This window comes from Micromonospora sp. NBC_00821 (assembly GCF_036347035.1).
Lineage (GTDB): Bacteria > Actinomycetota > Actinomycetes > Mycobacteriales > Micromonosporaceae > Micromonospora > Micromonospora hortensis.
Window position 1 is genome coordinate 492,424 of sequence record NZ_CP108880.1, and the last position, 18,504, is coordinate 510,927.

21 protein-coding genes are annotated in these 18,504 nt (G+C 71.9%); 12 read left to right on the top strand and 9 right to left on the bottom strand.

Translation table 11 applies throughout. The features are described 5' to 3' along the window. Positions 1-16: 16 nt before the first annotated feature. Positions 17-643 (bottom strand): XRE family transcriptional regulator, encoded by a 627-nt coding sequence (locus OHB44_RS02335; RefSeq protein ID WP_330439503.1) that lies wholly within the window; start codon positions 641-643, stop codon positions 17-19. Between the two features lie 55 nt (positions 644-698). Between OHB44_RS02335 and OHB44_RS02340 the strand changes: the two genes are divergently transcribed. Continuing rightward, the gene (locus OHB44_RS02340; RefSeq protein WP_330439504.1) at positions 699-1,994 is read left to right on the top strand and encodes a benzoate/H(+) symporter BenE family transporter; all 1,296 of its coding nucleotides are present in this window, start codon (positions 699-701) and stop codon (positions 1,992-1,994) included. On the opposite strand, the gene OHB44_RS02345 is transcribed toward OHB44_RS02340, so the two are convergent. The 4 genes from OHB44_RS02345 to OHB44_RS02360 all read right to left on the bottom strand — a co-directional run bounded on the left by OHB44_RS02345 (position 1,907) and on the right by OHB44_RS02360 (position 4,048). Beyond that, positions 1,907-2,278: a hypothetical protein gene (locus OHB44_RS02345; RefSeq protein ID WP_091395802.1), complete on the bottom strand. Its 372-nt coding sequence runs from the start codon at positions 2,276-2,278 to the stop codon at positions 1,907-1,909. The genes OHB44_RS02340 and OHB44_RS02345 overlap by 88 nt on opposite strands. A 255-nt stretch (positions 2,279-2,533) precedes the next feature. Then, positions 2,534-2,785, bottom strand: a complete 252-nt coding sequence (locus OHB44_RS02350) for a hypothetical protein (protein WP_238678688.1) — start codon at positions 2,783-2,785, stop codon at positions 2,534-2,536. 81 nt (positions 2,786-2,866) lie between these two features. Continuing rightward, positions 2,867-3,328 carry a large conductance mechanosensitive channel protein MscL gene (mscL, locus tag OHB44_RS02355; protein WP_238689216.1) on the bottom strand — a complete coding sequence of 154 codons (462 nt, stop codon included), beginning with the start codon at positions 3,326-3,328 and terminating at the stop codon, positions 2,867-2,869. Positions 3,329-3,367: 39 nt separating this feature from the next. Then, on the bottom strand, positions 3,368-4,048 hold the full coding sequence (locus tag OHB44_RS02360) for a FadR/GntR family transcriptional regulator (RefSeq protein WP_210786897.1): 681 nt from the start codon (positions 4,046-4,048) through the stop codon (positions 3,368-3,370). 110 nt (positions 4,049-4,158) lie between these two features. Between OHB44_RS02360 and OHB44_RS02365 the strand changes: the two genes are divergently transcribed. Then, on the top strand, positions 4,159-5,439 hold the full coding sequence (locus OHB44_RS02365; protein WP_442932649.1) for an MFS transporter: 1,281 nt from the start codon (positions 4,159-4,161) through the stop codon (positions 5,437-5,439). A 13-nt stretch (positions 5,440-5,452) separates the two neighbouring features. Here the strand turns inward: OHB44_RS02365 and OHB44_RS02370 are convergent, their stop codons facing one another. After that, positions 5,453-5,809 (bottom strand): STAS domain-containing protein, encoded by a 357-nt coding sequence (locus tag OHB44_RS02370; protein WP_030332365.1) that lies wholly within the window; start codon positions 5,807-5,809, stop codon positions 5,453-5,455. 163 nt (positions 5,810-5,972) lie between these two features. Here OHB44_RS02370 and OHB44_RS02375 point away from each other — a divergent pair, with 163 nt between their 5' ends. From OHB44_RS02375 to OHB44_RS02400, 6 genes are read left to right on the top strand one after another with little or no spacing between them, the layout of a single operon-like run. Next, complete coding sequence (locus OHB44_RS02375) at positions 5,973-6,833, top strand: STAS domain-containing protein (RefSeq protein WP_330439505.1); 861 nt, start codon at positions 5,973-5,975, stop codon at positions 6,831-6,833. Then, complete coding sequence (locus OHB44_RS02380) at positions 6,833-7,243, top strand: STAS domain-containing protein (RefSeq protein ID WP_112586344.1); 411 nt, start codon at positions 6,833-6,835, stop codon at positions 7,241-7,243. Before OHB44_RS02375 ends, OHB44_RS02380 begins: the two co-directional genes overlap by 1 nt. Next, the gene (locus OHB44_RS02385) at positions 7,240-7,659 is read left to right on the top strand and encodes an anti-sigma regulatory factor (protein WP_238683209.1); all 420 of its coding nucleotides are present in this window, start codon (positions 7,240-7,242) and stop codon (positions 7,657-7,659) included. Before OHB44_RS02380 ends, OHB44_RS02385 begins: the two co-directional genes overlap by 4 nt. Then, a complete protein-coding gene (locus OHB44_RS02390; RefSeq protein WP_238683252.1) occupies positions 7,656-8,669 on the top strand; it encodes a SpoIIE family protein phosphatase in 1,014 nt (337 codons plus the stop codon). The genes OHB44_RS02385 and OHB44_RS02390 overlap by 4 nt, the downstream gene beginning before the upstream one ends. A 32-nt stretch (positions 8,670-8,701) precedes the next feature. Further along, complete coding sequence (locus OHB44_RS02395; protein WP_330441173.1) at positions 8,702-10,027, top strand: sensor histidine kinase; 1,326 nt, start codon at positions 8,702-8,704, stop codon at positions 10,025-10,027. A 13-nt stretch (positions 10,028-10,040) separates the two neighbouring features. After that, entirely contained in the window at positions 10,041-11,570 is a 1,530-nt protein-coding gene (locus tag OHB44_RS02400) for a SpoIIE family protein phosphatase (protein WP_266303983.1), read from the top strand. 14 nt (positions 11,571-11,584) lie between these two features. On the opposite strand, the gene OHB44_RS02405 is transcribed toward OHB44_RS02400, so the two are convergent. Beyond that, a complete protein-coding gene (locus OHB44_RS02405; RefSeq protein ID WP_330439506.1) occupies positions 11,585-12,412 on the bottom strand; it encodes an AraC family transcriptional regulator in 828 nt (275 codons plus the stop codon). Between the two features lie 31 nt (positions 12,413-12,443). On the opposite strand from OHB44_RS02405, the gene OHB44_RS02410 reads away from it, so the two are divergent. The 4 genes from OHB44_RS02410 to OHB44_RS02425 all read left to right on the top strand — a co-directional run bounded on the left by OHB44_RS02410 (position 12,444) and on the right by OHB44_RS02425 (position 16,029). Beyond that, positions 12,444-13,058 carry a TIGR03086 family metal-binding protein gene (locus OHB44_RS02410; RefSeq protein ID WP_330439507.1) on the top strand — a complete coding sequence of 205 codons (615 nt, stop codon included), beginning with the start codon at positions 12,444-12,446 and terminating at the stop codon, positions 13,056-13,058. Between the two features lie 210 nt (positions 13,059-13,268). Next, positions 13,269-13,805: a PadR family transcriptional regulator gene (locus tag OHB44_RS02415; RefSeq protein ID WP_238683212.1), complete on the top strand. Its 537-nt coding sequence runs from the start codon at positions 13,269-13,271 to the stop codon at positions 13,803-13,805. Continuing rightward, positions 13,802-14,503, top strand: coding sequence for an ABC transporter ATP-binding protein (locus tag OHB44_RS02420; protein WP_330439508.1), 702 nt, complete (start codon positions 13,802-13,804; stop codon positions 14,501-14,503). Before OHB44_RS02415 ends, OHB44_RS02420 begins: the two co-directional genes overlap by 4 nt. Further along, the gene (locus tag OHB44_RS02425) at positions 14,500-16,029 is read left to right on the top strand and encodes an FtsX-like permease family protein (RefSeq protein WP_330439509.1); all 1,530 of its coding nucleotides are present in this window, start codon (positions 14,500-14,502) and stop codon (positions 16,027-16,029) included. Before OHB44_RS02420 ends, OHB44_RS02425 begins: the two co-directional genes overlap by 4 nt. 24 nt (positions 16,030-16,053) lie before the next feature. Here OHB44_RS02425 and OHB44_RS02430 read toward each other — a convergent pair whose 3' ends face one another. Both OHB44_RS02430 and OHB44_RS02435 read right to left on the bottom strand, forming a co-directional pair. After that, a complete protein-coding gene (locus OHB44_RS02430; protein WP_266303978.1) occupies positions 16,054-16,239 on the bottom strand; it encodes a hypothetical protein in 186 nt (61 codons plus the stop codon). Positions 16,240-16,396: 157 nt separating this feature from the next. Beyond that, positions 16,397-18,493, bottom strand: a complete 2,097-nt coding sequence (locus tag OHB44_RS02435) for a S9 family peptidase (protein WP_330439510.1) — start codon at positions 18,491-18,493, stop codon at positions 16,397-16,399. Positions 18,494-18,504 lie beyond the last annotated feature (11 nt).

Consider the following 18,504-nt stretch of genomic DNA (forward strand, 5'->3'; position numbering starts at 1 on the left):
TCTCTACGCCTCCTACCTAGGTCGAGAAATGATTGCGATTTTCGTCGACGGGGTCGACGGTCCGTGACCGTTCGGCGGGGTCTCCGCGGCGCGGATAGCGCAGCAGCAGGCTCGCGGCGACCTCCTCGTCACCCACCGCCGCGTAGCTGTGTGGCACGTCCGACACCCAGCGGAGGTGACCGCCGGCCGGGGCGGTCAGCGGTGCGTCAGCCGGCCCGGCGCGCAGCACCCCGGCGAACACGGTGACGTGCTCGGTCACCCCCGCCGGGTGGGCGGGGGAGAGCTGCCCGGGGCCGGGCGCGACCCGCATCCGGTACAGCTCATAGGTCGCGTCGGTGTCGGTGAAGACCTCCAGCAGGGTGGCGGTGACGGCGGTGCCGTGCACGGTGGGCCCGGCGGCCGGCTCCGCCAGTACGGCCGTCAGCGGTACGCCGAGCTGCGCGGTGACCGCCCAGAGCGTCTCCAGGGTCGGGTTGCGGGTGCCGTGCTCCAGGCCGGAGAGGGTGGCCTTTCCGACACCGGCGAGCCGGGCGAGTGTGGACAGCGAGATCCCCTGCTCCTCGCGCAGGGCACGGACCCGGCGCCCGACGACGGCGGGATCCACGTCGAGGCCCGGGCGCGGGGCTGGTGGTGGGTGCGGCACCCGGCTATCGTGCTACACGCTTCCGTTCCGTAAACGGAACAGTCGGGAGGGTGGGGTGTCCGGACGCGTGCAACCGGTGCTGGCGGGGGTGGTGACCGCGCTGGTCGGCTTCGCCAGCTCGTTCACAGTCGTGCTGGCCGGGCTCCGAGCGGCGGGCGCGTCGGACGCGCAGGCCGCCTCCGGTCTGCTCGCTCTCTGCGTGGCGAGTGGGCTCGCCGCCGCCTGGCTGGGCTTGCGGTACCGGATACCGATGAGCGTGGCCTGGTCCACTCCGGGCGCGGCGCTGCTGGTGGCGACCGGGCCGCCGCCGGGCGGATGGCCGGTGGCGGTGGGCGCCTTCCTCGTCTCCGGTGTGCTGATCGTCGCGGCCGGGTTGTTCCCACCGCTCGGCCGTGCGGTGGCCGCCATCCCCAAGCCGGTGGCCGGCGCGATGCTCGCCGGGGTGCTGCTGCCGCTGTGCACCGCCCCGGTCCGCGCGCTGGTCGAGCTGCCGGTGGTGGCCGGATCGGTGGTGGTCGGTTGGCTGCTGCTGCACCGGTTCGCCCGACGCTGGGCAGTGCCAGGTGCGCTGGTGGTGGCCGTGGCGGCGATCGCACTGACCGCACCGCCGACCGGCCTGACCGGTGCCGCGCTGATCCCGTCGGTCACGCTGACCGCGCCGGCCTGGAACGCGTCAGCACTGGTCGGTCTGGCCCTGCCGCTGTTCCTGGTCACCATGGCCGCGCAGAACGTACCCGGCATGGCCGTGCTGGTCGGCTACGGCTACCGGCCGCCGTTCGGCGCCGCGCTGCGGACCACCGGCCTGGCCAGTCTGCTCGCCGCCCCGGCCGGCGGGCACGCGGTGAACCTCGCGGCGATCACCGCCGCGCTGGCCGCCGGTCCCGACGCGCACCCCGACCCGGAGCGCCGATGGATCGCCTCGGTCACCGCAGGCGCTGGGCTGGCCGTGCTCGGCCTCGGCGCTGGCGTGGCCACCACGCTGGTGGCGGTCGCCCCACCGATCCTCATCGAGGCGGTCGCCGGGCTGGCGCTACTGGGAGCCCTCGCCACCGCGCTCGCCTCGGCGGTGACCGACCCGGCAACCCGGGAGGCAGCCGTGGTCACCTTCGTGGTGACCGCGTCCGGGGTGACGCTGATCGGCGTGGGCGGCGCGTTCTGGGGCCTGGTCGCGGGCTGCCTGATGCTGCTGCTCTTCCACCGCCGCCAACCCGCCCCTGCCGGGCCGGACCAGCCCACCCCCGCCGCGCGGGAAGGGCGGCTGGGTCACTCCTCGGGCGGCAGGTCGGCCACCCCGACGGCCAGCAACACCCGGCCGTCGGCCACCGACCCGATCCGGTCGGCCGGTACGTAGACCGCGCCGGTGCGGGTCAGGTCGGTCGAGACCTTCAGATAGCCGCTGTGCAGCAGCCGCGCCGCCAGATCGGCCGGAACGTCCGGCTCCTCGACCGCGGTCGCCTCGATCAGCTCGTCCAAGCTGCTGCCCGGGTCGGCGGTCGGTGTCTGGACTGTCACCGCGTTCGGGTCACCCCGCTGGACGAGGTCCACGGTGCCGACCTCCGTGCCAGCTGAGTCGATCACCGGCATCCCGGTGGTGATCCGCGAGATGGTCGCCTGCTGCTCGTCCTGCTGGTCCATCCCGCTGCGGTTCCCAGGGCGGCGCGCCGCTAAACGCCGTCGCTCGCAGGCGTCGCCGCTTCGCTGGCGCGCGTCGCTTGGCCCGCTCGCCGATGGGGTAGTGGCAGTGGTTCGAGGCGATGGGCCGGAGAGCGTGATGACTGTGTGGCATCAATATGCCTCAGAGTCATCACCGTAAAGAGCAGTACCGCCACCGGGAGGCGGAGCCACGGTGGCGGACGAAGGGCCCCCGCACTGTCTGCTGCACCCGCCCACTCAGCCGTTCGGGAGGGTCCAGCCGCCGGGCGGGCGGGGGGACAGCTCCCGCCAGGTGTCCGGGCCATCGAGCAGCGCCCGGACGGTGTCCTCGGCCTCGTCCGCACTGCCGTACTCGTAGAAACGGGAGATGCCCTCGGCGCCGCCGGCCCGCTGCTCGACGTGCCACCGGTCGGCGTCCACCCGCAGGAAGACGTCCCGCCGGGCCAGCCGCCCCCACTTCCCGTTCCACCAGTGCTTTCGCTGCTCCATGGCGGGACTCTATCGAACACACGTACGAGAAGGTGCGGCCCCTGCGGGAATCCCGCAGGGGCCGATGTGCATCCGTTCGGGTCAGCGCTGCGTCGGCGGCTCAGGGCGGCGGCCCAGCACGTCGTCCAGCGCCCCACGCTGCTGGCCGGGGGTGGTGTGGCCGGCGGAGACCAGGGCGTCCCGGATCTCGGTGAGCAGCTTGACCTCCTCGCTCGGCGCCGAGGGCGGCGGCTCCTCGCCCCGCTTGCGGCGCTCGGCCAGCTTGTTCATCGGGAACACCACGAAGAAGTAGAGCACCGCCGCGGTGAGCAGGAAGGTGATCAGGGCGTTGATGAACCCCGCCCAGTCCATGTAGTTGCCCTTGGTGATCTCCCACCTCCCGGCCGACAGGCCGGTGCCCCCGCCGAGTGCCTTGATCAGTGGTTCGAGGAACGACTTGGTGAGCTGGGTGACCACGCCCGTGAACGCGGCGCCGATCACGATGCCGACCGCCAGGTCGACGACGTTGCCGCGCATGATGAAGTCTTTGAAGCCCTTGAGCATTCGTACTCCCGAGGTGTCCGCTTTTCTGTCGGGCACAACCTATGCCCGTTCGGCGGGTTCCAGAAAAGCGCCGGCTTCGAGCGCCGCCCGGCCGGGATCGCCGGCCCGGATGGCCTCGACCAGTCGGGTGTGATCGACGTAGCGCTCGGGGGTGAGCTCCCCGCCCATGGCCTGGGCGACAGTGCTGCGCAGGGCGGTGCCCACCGAGGCGTACAGCTCGGCGAGCATGGCGTTGTGCGCGGCGGCGACCACCGCCGTGTGCAGTGCCGCGTCGGCCTCGACGAACGCGTCGACCCGGCCGCCGTGCCAGGCGGCCTCGCGCTGGGCGAGCGCGCCGTCGAGCGCCGCCAGGTCCTCCGGGGTACGACGCAACGCGGCGAGCCGAGCGGCCTCCACCTCGAAGGCGCGGCGTACCTCGATGACCTCGGTCATCCGGTCGTCGCCGAGTCGGCGGGCGACCACCGGTGCCAGTTCGTCGGTGGACACCACGTAGGTGCCGGAGCCCTGCCGGCACTCCAGCACCCCGGCGTGCACCAGGGCGCGGACCGCCTCGCGGACCGTGTTGCGCCCGACGCCCAGCGCGGCGACCAGTTGTGGCTCGGTGGGGATGCGCCCGCCGACGGGCCATTCGCCGCCCAGGATCCGGGCGCGGAGCTGCTCGGTGGTCTGCCGGACCCGGTGGCCGCGAGGCGGCACGGCTGGCTGGCTGTGGGGCGGCACGGCTGGCTGGCCGCTGGGGGGCGCCAGCGGCGCGGAGGGGAAATCAACAGACGGTGGCACTGGTTACATCACCGGTCCCAAATTCATCCCATGATTGTAGGTTAGAGGTCATGACCCCGCCACCAACCGCCGCTCCGCCGCTGCCCGCCCCCGTCGCCGTCGACCCTCGCCCGACGCGGGACCCCGGCACCGGCCGGCGGACGCACCCGGCGACCGGTGGCGCGCTGGTGCTGGTCGGGATGCTGCTGGTCGCGCTCAACCTGCGCGCAGTGGTGACGAGCCTCGGGGCGCTGCTCGACGAGGTCCGCGACGGGCTGGGCCTGTCCGGCGTCACCGCCGGCCTGGTCACCACCCTGCCGACCATCGCGTTCGCCGGCCTCGGCGCGCTCACCCCGTGGCTGGTCCGCCGGGTGGCACCGGCCCGGGTGCTGGTGGTCGCCATGTTCGCCCTCGCCGTGGGCCAGGTACTCCGGGTCGTCACCGACTCGGCCTTGATCTTCGTACTCACCAGCGCGCTGGCGCTGTCCGGCATCGCGGTCGCCAACATCCTGCTGCCGATGCTGGTCAAGCAGCACTTCCCGCACCGCACCGGCCTGGTCACCGGGGCGTACACGATGGCGTTGACAGTGGGCACGACTGTGGCCGCCGCCTCCGCGGTGCCGATCGCGCACGCCTTCGGGTCGTGGCGGGCCGGGCTCGGCGTCTGGGCCGCGATGGCAGCGGTGGCCGTACTCCCGTGGGTGCCGCTGGCACTGCGGACCCGCGCCGCGGCGCGGCGGGCGACCCCGACGGCGGTCGTCGCCACGCCGGTGCGGGTCCGGCCGGCGCGGACCCGGCTCGGCTGGGCGATGGCCGTCTACTTCGGGGCGCAGTCGCTCAGTGGGTACGCGATCATGGGCTGGCTGGCCCAACTGTTCCGCGACGCCGGTTACCAGCCGGAGTCGGCTGGGCTGCTGCTCGCCGGGGTGACCGCGCTCGGCGTGCCGATCGCGCTGCTGATGCCCACCCTGGCCGGTCGGCTCGGCAGCCTGCGACCGCTGGTGCTCGGGCTGACCACCGCGTCGGCGCTGGCCTACCTGGGGTTGGCGTTCGCACCGCACGGTGCCGCGCTGCTCTGGGTCGCCCTGCTGGCGATCGGTCAGGGCGCGTTCCCGATGATCCTGACCGCCATCGGCCTTCGCGCCCGAACCGCCGAGGGCACTGTCGCGCTCTCCGCGTTCGCGCAGAGCACCGGGTACGTGATCGCCGCCCTCGGCCCGCTGATGGTCGGCATCCTCTACGAGGCCACCGGCGGCTGGACCGCGCCGATCGGGTTCCTGCTGGGCGCCCTGGCCGTGCAGACGACGGCGGGCATGGTGATCGCTCGTCCTCGTTACGTCGAGGACGAGTGACGCACGCTGACGGTCAGGAGGAAGCTGGCGTCGGTTCGCCGGCGACTGCCTCATCCACCGTCGGGTAGGTGTGCAGCACCTCGACCAGCCCGCTCACCTCGAGGATGCGCAGCACGCCGCGCTGCGGGGCGGCCAGCCGGACCACGCCGCCAGCCTCGTCGCAGCTGTTCTTGGCGCGGACGAAGACCGACAGACCGGTCGAGTCGCAGAACGAGACGTCTGCCAGGTCGAACACCAGCCGGTTGCGGCCCTTGTCGAGCAGGTCGGTGATCTGGTCCTGAAGCTGCGGTGCGGTGGCCATGTCAAGCTCGCCCGCGACCGCCACGACGACCACGTCGCCGCGTTGTTCCGTGTGCACCGTCAACGACATTCGCCAGACCTCCTGTTATCGGGGGAACGGTATCCCACGACCATGGTCAGAGGTAGAACGGGAGCCGTGATCCGGTGGCCATCGTCATTCCGTTGCTACGGGGCAAGTAGTTGATCAGACCCCGGTGATAGAGTCCGCCCGGTCCAGGTCAAGGGGGTTCGAAATGGCGTTGAGCACCGAAGAAAGTGGTCGGCTCGCCGCGCTGCTGAGCGGGCAGGACGAACGGGTCACGACTCGGTGGACCGAGATCGTCACCAGTTCGTTGCGAGGCCGGCTGAGCCAGGCGGAGCTGCGCCGACAGGTCCAGGACCTGCACCGTGCCATCGTCGCCACCGGCCAGCAGGGCACCATCGACCTGGCCGCCGACGGCGCTGCCGAGCTGCGCGCCGCGCTCTCCGAGCTGTCCCGTGGCCGGGCCCGGCAGGGTTTCTCCGCCACCGAGACCACGATCAGCATCTTCGCGCTGAAGGACGTGCTGGCCGAGCTGGTGCAGGAGGCCGGCGGCCCGAACGCGCTCCAGGACTTCGTCGCCTTCTCGAAGCTGGTCGACGAGATGGGCCTGTTCACGTTCGAGAGCTTCGTCCGCACCCGGGAGAGCCTGATCGCCGACCAGGCCGAGCAGTTGCTCGAGCTCTCCACGCCGGTGGTCAAGCTCTGGGAGGGCGTCGTCGCCGTGCCGCTGGTCGGCACCCTCGACTCGGCCCGGGCCCAGGTCGTCATGGAGCGGCTGCTCCAGACCCTTGTCGACACCAGCTCGCCGTACGCGATCATCGACATCACCGGCGTGCCGGCGGTGGACACCCAGGTCGCCCAGCACATCCTGAAGACCGTTGTGGCTGCCCGGCTGATGGGCGCCGACTGCATCATCTCCGGCATCCGTCCGCAGATCGCGCAGACCATCGTGGCGCTCGGCATCGAGTTCGGCGACATCGCCACCAAGGCGAGCCTCGCCGACGCGCTGCGCCACGTGCTGCGGCTCAACGGGGTGGAGACCGCCCGCCGCCAGCCGCGCCGGGACGCCTGATGGAGAGGGTGCCGATCCTCAAGATCGGGGACATCCTGCTCGTCTCGATTCAGCTCGACATGTCCGACCAGACGGCGGTCCAGCTCCAGGAGGACCTGGCCGAGCGCATCGTCGCGACCGGCTGCCACGGCGTCATCATCGACATCACGGCACTGGACATCGTCGACTCCTTCGTCGGGCGAATGCTCTCCACCATCGCGTCGATCTCCAAGGTGCTGGACGCGGAGACGGTGGTGGTCGGGATGCGTCCGGCCGTCGCCATCACCCTTGTCGAACTCGGGCTGTCGCTGAACGGCATCCGTACCGCGCTGAACGTGGAGCGTGGCATGGAGCTGATCGCGGCGGCCCACGCCGACGAGCTCGACTACCAGCTCGACGACGATCCGGACGCCGAGACGGCCACGCCGTGACCGCGGGCATCGACCTGGGCCAGCCACAGGCGCAGTCGGTCCGCAGCGATGAGGACGTGGTGCGCGTCCGGCAGCTGGTCCGCGCCGTGGCGGTGGCCAGCAAGCTGTCCCTCGTCGACCAGACCAAGGTGGTCACCGCTGCGAGCGAGTTGGCCCGCAACACCCTGGTGTACGGCGGCGGCGGTTCGGTCGAGGTGACTGTCGTGGACAACGGCCGACGCAAGGGCGTGCAGATCGTGTTCGCCGACTCCGGGCCGGGCATCGCCGACCTGAACCTGGCGATGACCGACGGCTACACCAGCGGCGGTGGCCTCGGCCTCGGGCTCAGTGGATCACGACGCCTGGTCGACGAGTTCGAGATCGAGACGTCAGCGGAGACCGGTACGCGGATCACGGTCACCAAGTGGTCCAGGTGAACGCCGACGCGGTCACCGACAGTGGCATCTGGTTCCGGGTGGAGGCCAGCAGCGCGGCGAGTGCCGTCCGGCGTGCCGCCGAACGTCTCGGCGCGCAGGTGGAGATGGGCGAGGCGCGCATCGCCGACCTGGCCATCGTCGCCGCCGAGCTGACCAGCAACCTGGTCAAGCACGCCGACGACGGTGTCCTGCTGCTCCGGCCGGTACGCCGCGCCGGGCAGGCCGGGGTGGAGTTGGTGGCAATCGACTCCGGGCCCGGCATGGCCGACCTGACCGTCTCGTCCCAGGACGGGCACTCCACCACCGGCACACTCGGCATCGGTCTGGGCGCCATCGTCCGGCAGGCCAGCTGGTTCGACGGATACTCGCTGCCGGGCCGAGGCACCGTCCTCGCCGTGCAGGTCTGGCCGGCCGAGCCGGCTCGGCCGTCCTGGGCCGGCGCTCTCACCCGACCGCTGACCGGCGAGACGATCAGCGGCGACGGCTACGCCGTGCGGGTCGTCGACGGGCGGCACCAGGTGCTGGTGAGCGATGGGTTGGGGCACGGCCCGCTGGCCGGAGCCGCCACCGAGGCGGCGCTGGCCGCGTTCCGCGACGCCCCGGCCGGCCCACCGGCGATGGTGGTCGGTCACCTGCACCGGAGCATGTCGCACACCCGGGGCGCCGCGCTCGCCGTCGGCGAGCTGATGCCGGAGGCCGGCGTGCTGCACTACGCCGGCCTGGGCAACATCGCCGGCGTGGTCGTCGAGGGTGACGGCCGCCGTCGAGGGCTGGTGTCGCTGCCCGGCATCGCCGGCCACCAACGGCCGACGATCCGGGAGTACGACTACCCGTTCGGTCCCGGCGCCCGGCTGGTGATGCACAGCGACGGGGTGGTCGACCGGTGGCGGATGACCGACTACCCGGGCCTGGCGGAGCGATCCCCGCTGATCATGGCGGCGACCCTGCTCCGGGACGCCGGTGTACGACGTGACGACGCCTGCGTACTGGTCGCGAGGTCGTGGGCGTGAGCGGAGAGCCGGCAGCGCTGCCGCTGCTCCAGATGGCGCTGCGGGTCGAGCAGGACATCTTCGTGATCCGTCAGCGGGGGCGCGAGGTGGCCGCTGTGGTCGGCCTCGAACACCAGGACCAGGTGCGGATCGCCACCGCGCTCAGCGAGGTCGCCCGGGATCTGCTGCGGACAGTCGGCGGTGCCGATGTCTCCTTCCACGTCGACGCGGGTGCCGACGGCCGTTTCCACCTGCGCGCCGACCTGGCCCCGGTGTCCCCGCTGCCCGACGATCGCTACCAACCGCAGTCCGGCGCGGTGTCCCGACTGGTCGACACACTGAGCGTGTCGACCGTCGAGGGGGTTACGGTCGTACGGATGTCCCGACGAGTCCCGGCCAACGCGCCGACGCCGACCCCGGAGCGGCTGGCCGAGTTCCGTACCGAACTCGGCCGCACCGCGCCGTCCAGTGCGCTGGACGAGTTGACAGTGCAGAACGGGCAGCTCATCGCCGCACTCGACGAGGTACGCAGTCAGCGCGACGAGCTGGCCGTGCTGAACGAGGAGCTGGCCGAGACCAACCGCGGCGTGCTGGCGCTCTACAACCAGCTCACCGAGGAGTTGGAGGAGACCAACCGTGGCGTCGTCGCCCTCTACGCCGAGCTGGACGAGAAGTCGGCCCAACTCCGTGCGGCCAGTGAGTCGAAGAGCCGGTTCCTGGCCAATGTGAGCCATGAGCTGCGCGCCCCGGTCACCGCGATCATCGGCCTGGGGCGGCTGCTCACCGACTCCGCCTCCGACCCGCTCACCGACGAGCAGGGCCGCCAGATCGAACTGATCCGCTCGTCGGCGGCGGACCTGCTCAACCTGGTAAACGAACTCCTCGACCTGGCCAAGGCGGAGTCCGGCCGGATCGAGCCGGAGCTGGCCGAGGTCGACCTGCGGCCGGTCTTCGGTCAACTGCGCGGCACGCTGCGCGCGCTAGCCAGCCGCCCCGAGGTGGAGTTGGTAGTGGAGGAGCCGGCCGCGCCGGCCCTGCTGCGCACCGACGAGGTGCTGCTCGGCCAGGTGCTGCGCAACCTGCTGCACAACGGGTTGAAGTTCACCGAGCGCGGCGAGGTGCGCCTGCGGGCCAGCCAACACGGCGACCGTTGGCAGTTCGAGGTCCGCGACACCGGGCCGGGCATCGCTCCCGAGCTGCACGACCGGATCTTCGAGGAGTTCTACCAGATCCCCGGTGCCACCCGGGTCGGCGGCACCGGCCTCGGTCTGCCGTACGCCCGGCGGTTGGTGACGCTGCTCGGCGGGTCACTGGAGCTGACCAGCGCGGCCGGCGAAGGCAGCACATTCACCGTCTCCCTACCCGTCGGCGGGGCGTGACGGCGTGGACGGCATGCCGACAACCATCCTGGTGGTCGATGACAGTCGTACCAAGCGTTACCTGCTGGTCAGCTGGTTGACCCGTTCCGGGTTCACGGTGCTGGAGGCCGAGAACGGCGCCGAGGCGTTGGCTCGGGTCGAGGTGGACCGGATCGACCTGGTGGTCCTCGACGTCCGGCTGCCCGACCTGAGCGGCTACGAGGTCTGCGAACAGATCAAGGCGCGGCACCCGGCGATGCCGGTGATCCACGTGTCGGCGCACGCAGTGGACGTGGCCGACCGCGCCCAGGGGCTGACCCGGGGTGCCGACGCGTACCTGACCGAGCCGATCGAGCCCGAGGAGCTGATCGCCACCACCCGGGCGGTGCTGCGCTACTACCAGGCCCGCCAGCGCGCCGAACTGCTCGCCGAGCGGCTGCTCGGGTTGGCCGACACGACAGTCGCTGTGCACGCGGCGCCGACCTTCGCGCGCCTGCTGGAGGCCGCAGCCGAGGGCGCCGCGCAGATCTTCAAGAGCCCGGCCGCGGTGATCGCCGAAACCTTCGACGGCGACTGCCTCGCGGGTGTCTGCGCCGGTCCCGGCGCGGTGGCCGCCGTGGTGCCCTGGGTCGTCGACGACACCGGTGTGCCCACCGGTGCCACGGTCCGGGTGGAGACCCCAGCGAACTGGGCGCTCGTCGACTGGCCGGCGGACGACACGGTGACAGTCGCCGCCGCCCGACTGCGCGAGGACCGGGCCCCGCTGTACGTGGTGGTCCCGACCGCCACCCAGACCGCACGGACCCCGGTGCTCAAGCAGTTGGCTCAGGCGGTGGCGGCGGCCGTGGAGGGGCAGCGCTCGTTCGACGAGGAGCACCGGATCGCTGTCACCCTCCAACGCAGCCTGCTCCCGCGTGGGCTGCCCACAGTGGCTGGCCTGGACCTCGCGGTGCGCTACGAGCCGGCCAGCGCGCAGACCGAGGTGGGCGGCGACTTCTACGAGCTGGTGATGCTCGACGGGCACCTGCTGCTCGCGATCGGGGACGTCGCCGGCCACTCACTGCACGCGGCGACAGTGATGGCCGAGCTGCGGCACGCGGTGCGGGCGTACGCGGTCGAGGGCCACCAGCCCGGCGAGATCCTGCACCGGGTCAACGAGCTGATGCGGACCCTGCTGCCGAACGAGCTGGCGACGCTCTGCGTACTGCTGATGCACCCGCCGACCGGACGGGTCCGGTTGGCCAGTGCCGGGCACCTTCCGCCGCTGATGATCATCGACGGCAAGGTCGAGTTCGTGCAGCACTCCGCTCCGCTGCTCGGCGTCCGCGCCCCGCGCCCGGACGACCTGGAGTTCGTGGTGCCGGCCGGCGCCACTCTGGTCTTCTACACCGACGGGCTGATCGAGCGGCGGGACGCCACCATCGACGAAGGGCTCGCCGCCCTGGCCAGCGTCGCCGCGACTGTCGACGGTGACCTGGACCGGTTCTGCGCCCGACTGCTCGTGGAACTGGCCCCACCGGAGATCCAGGACGACGTCGCCGTTGTCGTCCTGCGGCGTCGCTGATCTGTCAGCTCTCCTCAGCCAACTGAGCGGGCGTACGCGGCGGGGGACACCCCGGCCACGGCGGTGAAGTCACGGACCAGGTGGGCCTGGTCGCTGTAGCCGAGGTCGGCGGCGAGGTCAGCCCAGCTCAGCGGGCCACCGGCGGCCTGTTCGACCGCCTCCTGGAGTCGGTAGCGGCGGATCACCCACTTCGGCCCGACCCCCACGTACTCCAGGAAGAGCCGCTGCAACCGGCGGACCGGAACGTCGTGGCGCGCGGCGAAGTCGTCGACGCGCAGCACCGTCCGGTCCTTGCGGATCGCCTCGGCCAGTCGGACGGCCTCCTCGGCCATCGGGTCCGGCTTCGGCTGCCAGGCGGTGAGGAGGGTGTCCAGCGCCCGGCAGCGCTCGTCGTCGCCGGCCGCCGAGGTGGGCGCTCCCGGAGGCGTGCCGGCGCTCACCGGGACGTCCGGGAGGCTCAGCCGGCCGGTGGGCAGCGGCACCCTACGGCCGGTCAGCTCACTGACCGCGCGCCGCCAGAACGGGTGGAAGCCGCCGGGGCGGAACTGCACCCCGCACACCCGGCCGGTGCCGTTGAGCGTGATCCGGAACAGGTCGCGGCCCACCCCGGCCACCTCGCCGGACTCGGGCCCGTCGTCGTCCCGTCGGAACACCACGTTCACCGCCGGGTGCGGCACGACCCGCTGTTCGAACGGCGCGCTCAACGCCCAGTCGATCAACCAGTAGTGCTCGACCCACTGTCGCAGCGACTCCGCCGGTAGGTGTCGGCGGAAGCGCATCTCGCGCAGCAGACGCCCGGGGTCGAGAATGCCCCGGCTGTCGCCACGCGGTCGCTGTCGCATTTGTTCAAGACCACCCTCATACGCTGGCCCTATGTCCACTCAGACTAGCGAGCTGCTGGCGGCCGCCGCGCCGCGAACCGTCGATGTCGTACGGGGTGTCTCCGACGACCAGCTGGACCTGCCCACCCCGTGCAGCGATTACCTGGTCCGTGATCTGCTCAACCACCTCTTCCAGGTGGTGGTCAACTTTCAGGACCTGGCCGAGAAGCGGCAGGTGGAGTGGGCCGAGAAGCCCGACCACCTGGGCGACGGCTGGCGAGATCGCTTCGAGGTGGAGACCGGCCGGTTGGTGACCGCCTGGTCGGATCCGTCCACCTTGGAGGGCGTGTCGCCGGGCATGGGGATGCCGCAGCCCGTCATCGGCGGCATGGCCCTGCTGGACCTGACAGTGCACGGCTGGGATCTCGCGGTGGCCACCGGCCAGGAGTACCACCCGGTCCCGGAGGTGGTGGCGCGGCTGCACGAGCTGGTGGAGCAGTTGGGTCCCACCGCCCGCAAGATGGGCGTCTTCGCCGACCCCCTACCCACCCCAACCCCCAACCTGCTCCCCAACCCCACCCCCAACCTGCCCCCCAATCTGGCCCACGACCTGGCCCACCTCCTGACCCAAACCGGCCGCACCCCCACCTGGCCCAAAACCCCCTAACCCCCACCCCTCCGGCCCCCACCCCCACCCCCACCCCCAAGGCCTTCCGCCCCCCTGGGTGATCAAGAGGTTTGCGTCAGATTCCGGCGCGTTGGTGACGCAAACCTCTTGATCAACCAGGTGGGGGCGGGGTGGGGGCGGGGTTGGGGTTGGGGCGGGGGCGGGGGTGGGCTGTTGACTTGGGTATTCGCTGGGTGAATAGTTGGCTGGGTGTCTACGCCGCATGTCCTGCTCGGGTTGCTCGCAGGGGGCAGCCGGCACGGGTATGAGCTGAAGCGTGCGCACGACGAGCGGCTGCCGCGGGCTCGACCGCTGGCCTTCGGGCAGGTCTACGCCACTCTCGGTCGACTCGAACGCGACGGGCTGGTGGCTGCCGCCGCCCAGGACCGGGTGGGCGGGCCAGATCGCACCGCGTACGCGCTGACCGACCAGGGGCGGGTCACGCTGGACCAGTGGTTGTCCACTGTGGAAGCACCCATGCCGTACGTGGCCAGCACACTCTTCGCCAAGGTCGTGGTGGCGCTCCTGGTCGCCGATGTCGACCGGGCCCGTTCGTACCTGATCGCCCAGCGGGCCGCGCACACCGCGCGGCTGCGGGAGTTGACAGCGGTCAAGGCCGATCAGGCCGCCACCCTCAGCGATGTGGTCGCTGCCGATTTCGCGATCGCCCACCTCGACGCGGATCTGCGGTGGCTGCACGCCACCCTGGGCCGGGTCGCCGACTGGCACCGGGAGGTGCATCCGTGACGCAACTCCAGGCTCGCGGCGTGGTTCGGGCGTACGGCCCGACGCCCGCACTGCGCGGCGTGACGCTCGACGTGGCCGAGGGCGAGATCGTCGCCGTGACCGGGCCGAGCGGCTGCGGCAAGTCGACACTGCTGCACTGCCTGGCCGGGATTCTCCGGCCGGACGCCGGCGAGGTCACCTGGCGTGGGCACCGCATCGACACCTGGTCGGAGGCGGCCCGGTCCCGGCTGCGGCGCACCGAGTTCGGGGTGCTGTTCCAGTTCGGTCAGTTGGTGGCCGAGCTGACCGCCGCCGAGAACGTCGCCCTGCCCCTGCTCCTCGCCGGCACGGGGCGGCGAGAGGCACGGGCGGCGGCGTTCACCTGGCTGGAACGGTTCGGGGTGGCCGAGCTGGCCGATGTTCGGCCGGGTGAGATGTCCGGGGGCCAGCAGCAGCGCTGCGCAACGGCGCGGGCGCTGGTGACCGAGCCTCGGGCGCTCTTCGCCGACGAGCCCACCGGCGCACTGGACACGCTCGCCGGCGAGCAGGTCCTCACCCAGTTGGTCCGGCTTGCCCGCGAGCAGCGCACCGCCGTCGTGCTGGTCACCCACGAGCCGCGGATCGCCGCGTACGCGGACAGGGAGATCGTGCTGCGGGACGGCCTGGTGGACCACACCGGCCTGGGGCTTGACGTGCCGCTGGCCGGCGGTGCCCGGTGAGACCGGCGACGCTGCTCCGACTCGCGCTCGCCGGCACCCGCACCGACACCGCCCGGGTGGTGCTCACCGCGCTCAGCGCCCTGCTGGCGACAGTGGCCGGGCTGACGGCGCTCACCGTGTTGGCCATCCCCACCCCGGCGGCGACGGACGAGAACCAGAACAGGTGGTCGGAGCAGTACCACAACGCTCTGCTGGCGCAGCCCGGGTTGCGCGGCGGCACGGCGATCGCGGTGCTGATGCTGATGATCCCGGTGCTGGCGCTGGCCGGCCAGTGCGCCCGGCTCGGCGCGCCGGCACGGGATCGCCGGTTGGCCGCGCTCCGGTTGGCCGGCGCCACTCCCGGGCAGGTCACCCGGTTGGTCGTTCTGGAGACGGGCGTGGCTGCTCTGCTCGGCACGCTCGTCGGGCTGGGTGTCTATCTGGTCGGCCGCGATCTGCTGCACCGCCCGGACGCGCAGGGCCAACTGGCCCTACCCACCGACGTGCTGCCGTCGACCGGCGCGCTGGCCGGCGTGGTGCTCGGTCTGCCGGTCGTGGCGGCGCTGGCCGCCGCCCTGATGCTGCGTACGGTCACCACCAGCCCGCTCGGGGTCAGCCGCAAGGCCGCCCGCGAGCGTGGTCCGGGTCCGTGGGCCGGACTCCTGATCGGCTTCGGCGTGGCCTCGTTCGCGCTGATCCGTCCCGCGGTGAACTCGGTGGACGACACCGGAGGGCTGGCCTGGTTGGTGCCGCTGCTGTTCGCGGCGGGTGCGTTCGCGGCGATGATCGGGGTGGTGATCGGCACCGGCTGGATCTCGTACCACTGCGGCCGGTTGTTGCGACGGCACGCCCGCCGTGCTCCGGCACTGCTCGCGGCGGGCCGGCTGATGGCCGACCCGTGGGCGGGCAGCCGCACGTTCGCGGCGTTGCTCGCCGCGCTGATCTTCGGTGCCGGTGCGGCCGCGTTGCGCGCCCAGTTCGCCACTCAGGACCAGCTCGACCGTGAGCAGAACCTGCTCGCCGGCGTGGACGAGCGTCCCGATTCGTTCTACCTGGACACCATGGACCTGGTCGACGCCGCTGTCGCGGTGGCCATCCTGATCGCGGCGGGCGGGTTGATCGTCGCGCTGGTCGAGGGGATCGTCGCCCGTCGACGCGCGTACGCCGCGTTGGTCGCCACCGGGGTGCCGCGCGCCACGCTGAGCCGTTCGGTGGCCTGGCAGGCGTTGGCGCCGGCCGTGCCGGCGATCCTGCTCGCGCTCGCCGTGGGCACGCTGCTCGGTCGTGGGCTCTTTCCCGGAGCCGTGCGGGGTGAATCGTCGACGGAGATCTGCACCGGCACGGAGGCGCTCTGTGCCGACCCGGCCACCCGTGGGCAGTACATCCAGTTCGTCCGACTACCCGAGGTCAGGCGGGTCCCCGCCGTACCCCTGGAACACCTGGCGTGGCTCGGTGCCGGCGCGTTGGCAGCGGTGCTGCTGACGATCGGTGTCGGCCTGCTCTTCCTGCGCGCCAGCACCGCCCTGGACGAGCTGCGCACGACCTGAACCACTGTGCCCCCACCGGCCGGCTCAGGCGGCGAGCAGGCCGGAGGAGAGTGCGATCAGGGTGCCGACCACTGCCGAACAACAGCAGACCACCAGGCCGGCGACCACCGCGAGGATCAGCCAGACCCGGCGGTCCCGTGCCACCGCCGCCACGCTCGGTCGGCGGACGTCCTCGGCGGCTCCACCGTCACTATCCGAGGCCGGGGTCACCCCGGAAGTCTAGGCCGCGACATCCGCCGCGACCCGAAAAGGCCAGGCCGCGCATGTGCGACCCGGCCATGATCGCGCCCGATCATGGAAGCAGTGGTCTCCCCGAGCCGCCGAGGGGACCACCCCACCACCGAGCGCGATCATGCCGTCCCACGGGTCAGGCGTGGCCGATGCGGTCCAGGACCCAGGCGTTGATGAACGCCTCCTCGCGCCACGAGTCGTAGCGACCGCTAGGGCCACCGTGCCCGGCACCCATCTCGGTCTTCAACAGGTAGTCGCCGCCCGGGGCGACAGCCCGCAGCCGGGCGATCCACTTCGCCGGCTCCGAGTAGAGCACCCGGGTGTCGTTGAGGCTGGTCACCGCGAGGATCGCGGGGTAGTCCACGGCGGCCACGTTCTCATACGGCGTGTAGGACTTCATGTACGCGTACACCTCGGGGTCGTCGAGGGGGTTGCCCCACTCCTCCCACTCGGTGACCGTCAGCGGCAGCGACGGGTCGAGGATCGAGGTGAGCGCGTCCACGAACGGCACCTGCGCCACGATCCCGGTGAACGCGTCCGGCGCGAGGTTGGCCACCGCGCCCATCAGCAGGCCACCGGCCGAGGCGCCCCGGGCGACCAGCCGGTCGCTTGCCGTCCAGCCGGCCTTGACCAGGTGCTGGGCGCACGCCACGAAGTCGGTGAAGGTGTTCTTCTTGGCCAGCAGCTTGCCCTGGTCGTACCACCGTCGGCCCAGCTCACCGCCGCCCCGGGTGTGCGCCACAGCGAAGACCACGCCCCGGTCCAGCAGGGACAGTCGGGCCACCGAGAACCACGGGTCCATGCTCGCCTCGTACGAGCCGTAGCCGTACAGCTCGCAGGGTGCCGAGCCGTCCCGGGGGGTGCCCACGCGGCAGACCAGTGAGATCGGCACCCGGGTGCCGTCGTCGGCGAGCGCCCAGTCGCGGTGCTGCTCGTACTCGGCCGGGTCGTACGGTCGCCCGTCCGGCCCGGGCAGCACCGGCTTCTGCTTCAGCAGCACCATCTGCCGGGTGACCAGGTCGTAGTCGTACACCGAGTCGGGGGTGATCAGTGAGGAGTAGCGCAACCTGACCTGGCCGGTGCGGTACTCCGGGTTGGCGTCCAACCCGACGCTGTACAGCGGCTCGGGAAAGTCGATGTCGTACCCGTCGTCACTGCCCACCGGCAGCACCCGCAGCCCGGTGAGCCCGTCGGTGCGCAGCGACACCACCAGGTGGTTGGCGAAGGCGTCGACGGCCTCCAGCCGGGTGCCGGGGGTGTGCTCGATCAACGGCACCCAGTCGCCCGGTACGTCCGCCGAGGTGAACGCCAGCGCGAAGTCCTCGGCGCCGTCGTTGTGCAGGATCAGGAAGCGGTGGCCGTGGTGCTCCACGGTGTATTCGACGCCCTGTCGGCGGGGGGCGATCACGGCCGGCGCGCCGGTCGGGTTGCCGGCGGGGATCACCAGCACCTCGCTGGTCACCTTGCTGTGCACGTCGATGAGGATGAACTTCTCCGACCGGGTCAGCTCCACCCCCACCCAGAACCGCTCGTCGTCCTCCTGGTGGACCACCACGTCGTCGGCGGCCGCCGAGCCGATGGTGTGCCGCCAGACCCGGTTCGGCCGCCAGGCGTCGTCCACTGTCACGTAGAACAACACGGAGGCGTCCGACGACCAGGCGGTGCCGTAGAACGTGTCCGGCACCTCGTCCGGGAGCAACTCGCCGGTGGTCAGGTCCTTCACCCGCAGGGTGAATCGCTCGTCGCCGGAGAAGTCGGTGGAGTAGGCCAGCCAGCGACCGTCCGGGCTGACGTCGAACGCGCCGAGTGAGAAGAAGTCGTGCCCCTCGGCCAGCAGGTTGCCGTCGAGCAGCACCTCCTCGCCGTCGAGCGGGGCGCCGTCGGCGCTGACCGGCGGGTCGGTCTCACCGTCGCGGACCGCCCGGCGGCACTGCACTCCGTACTGCTGCCCCTCGACCGTCCGGGTGTAGTACCAGTGCCCGCCCTTGCGGGTCGGCACGGACAGGTCGGTCTCCTGGGTGCGTCGGCGAGTCTCCTCGAACAGGTTGGCGCGCAGGTCGGCCAGGTGTGCCGTACGCGCGTCGGTGTACTCGTTCTCGGCGGTCAGGTAGGCGATCGTCGCCGGGTCGTCCTTGGCGGCGAGCCAGGCGTACTCGTCGACGACTGTGTCGCCGTGGTGGGTGCGCTCGCTGGGCACCCGCTTCGCCGCGGGCGGGGCAGTCTCGGTGGTCACGGCGGCCACGT

Coding starts and splice junctions, on each gene's coding strand:
- OHB44_RS02405 (WP_330439506.1), bottom strand. CDS start 12,412: ATGCGACAGCGACCGCGTGGCGACAGCCGGGGCATTCTCGACCCCGGG.
- OHB44_RS02345 (WP_091395802.1), bottom strand. CDS start 2,278: ATGGACCAGCAGGACGAGCAGCAGGCGACCATCTCGCGGATCACCACC.
- OHB44_RS02350 (WP_238678688.1), bottom strand. CDS start 2,785: ATGGAGCAGCGAAAGCACTGGTGGAACGGGAAGTGGGGGCGGCTGGCC.
- OHB44_RS02410 (WP_330439507.1), top strand. CDS start 12,444: ATGTCCACTCAGACTAGCGAGCTGCTGGCGGCCGCCGCGCCGCGAACC.
- OHB44_RS02370 (WP_030332365.1), bottom strand. CDS start 5,809: ATGTCGTTGACGGTGCACACGGAACAACGCGGCGACGTGGTCGTCGTG.
- OHB44_RS02395 (WP_330441173.1), top strand. CDS start 8,702: ATGGCGCTGCGGGTCGAGCAGGACATCTTCGTGATCCGTCAGCGGGGG.
- OHB44_RS02400 (WP_266303983.1), top strand. CDS start 10,041: ATGCCGACAACCATCCTGGTGGTCGATGACAGTCGTACCAAGCGTTAC.
- OHB44_RS02365 (WP_442932649.1), top strand. CDS start 4,159: ATGACCCCGCCACCAACCGCCGCTCCGCCGCTGCCCGCCCCCGTCGCC.
- OHB44_RS02375 (WP_330439505.1), top strand. CDS start 5,973: ATGGCGTTGAGCACCGAAGAAAGTGGTCGGCTCGCCGCGCTGCTGAGC.
- mscL (WP_238689216.1), bottom strand. CDS start 3,328: ATGCTCAAGGGCTTCAAAGACTTCATCATGCGCGGCAACGTCGTCGAC.
- OHB44_RS02380 (WP_112586344.1), top strand. CDS start 6,833: ATGGAGAGGGTGCCGATCCTCAAGATCGGGGACATCCTGCTCGTCTCG.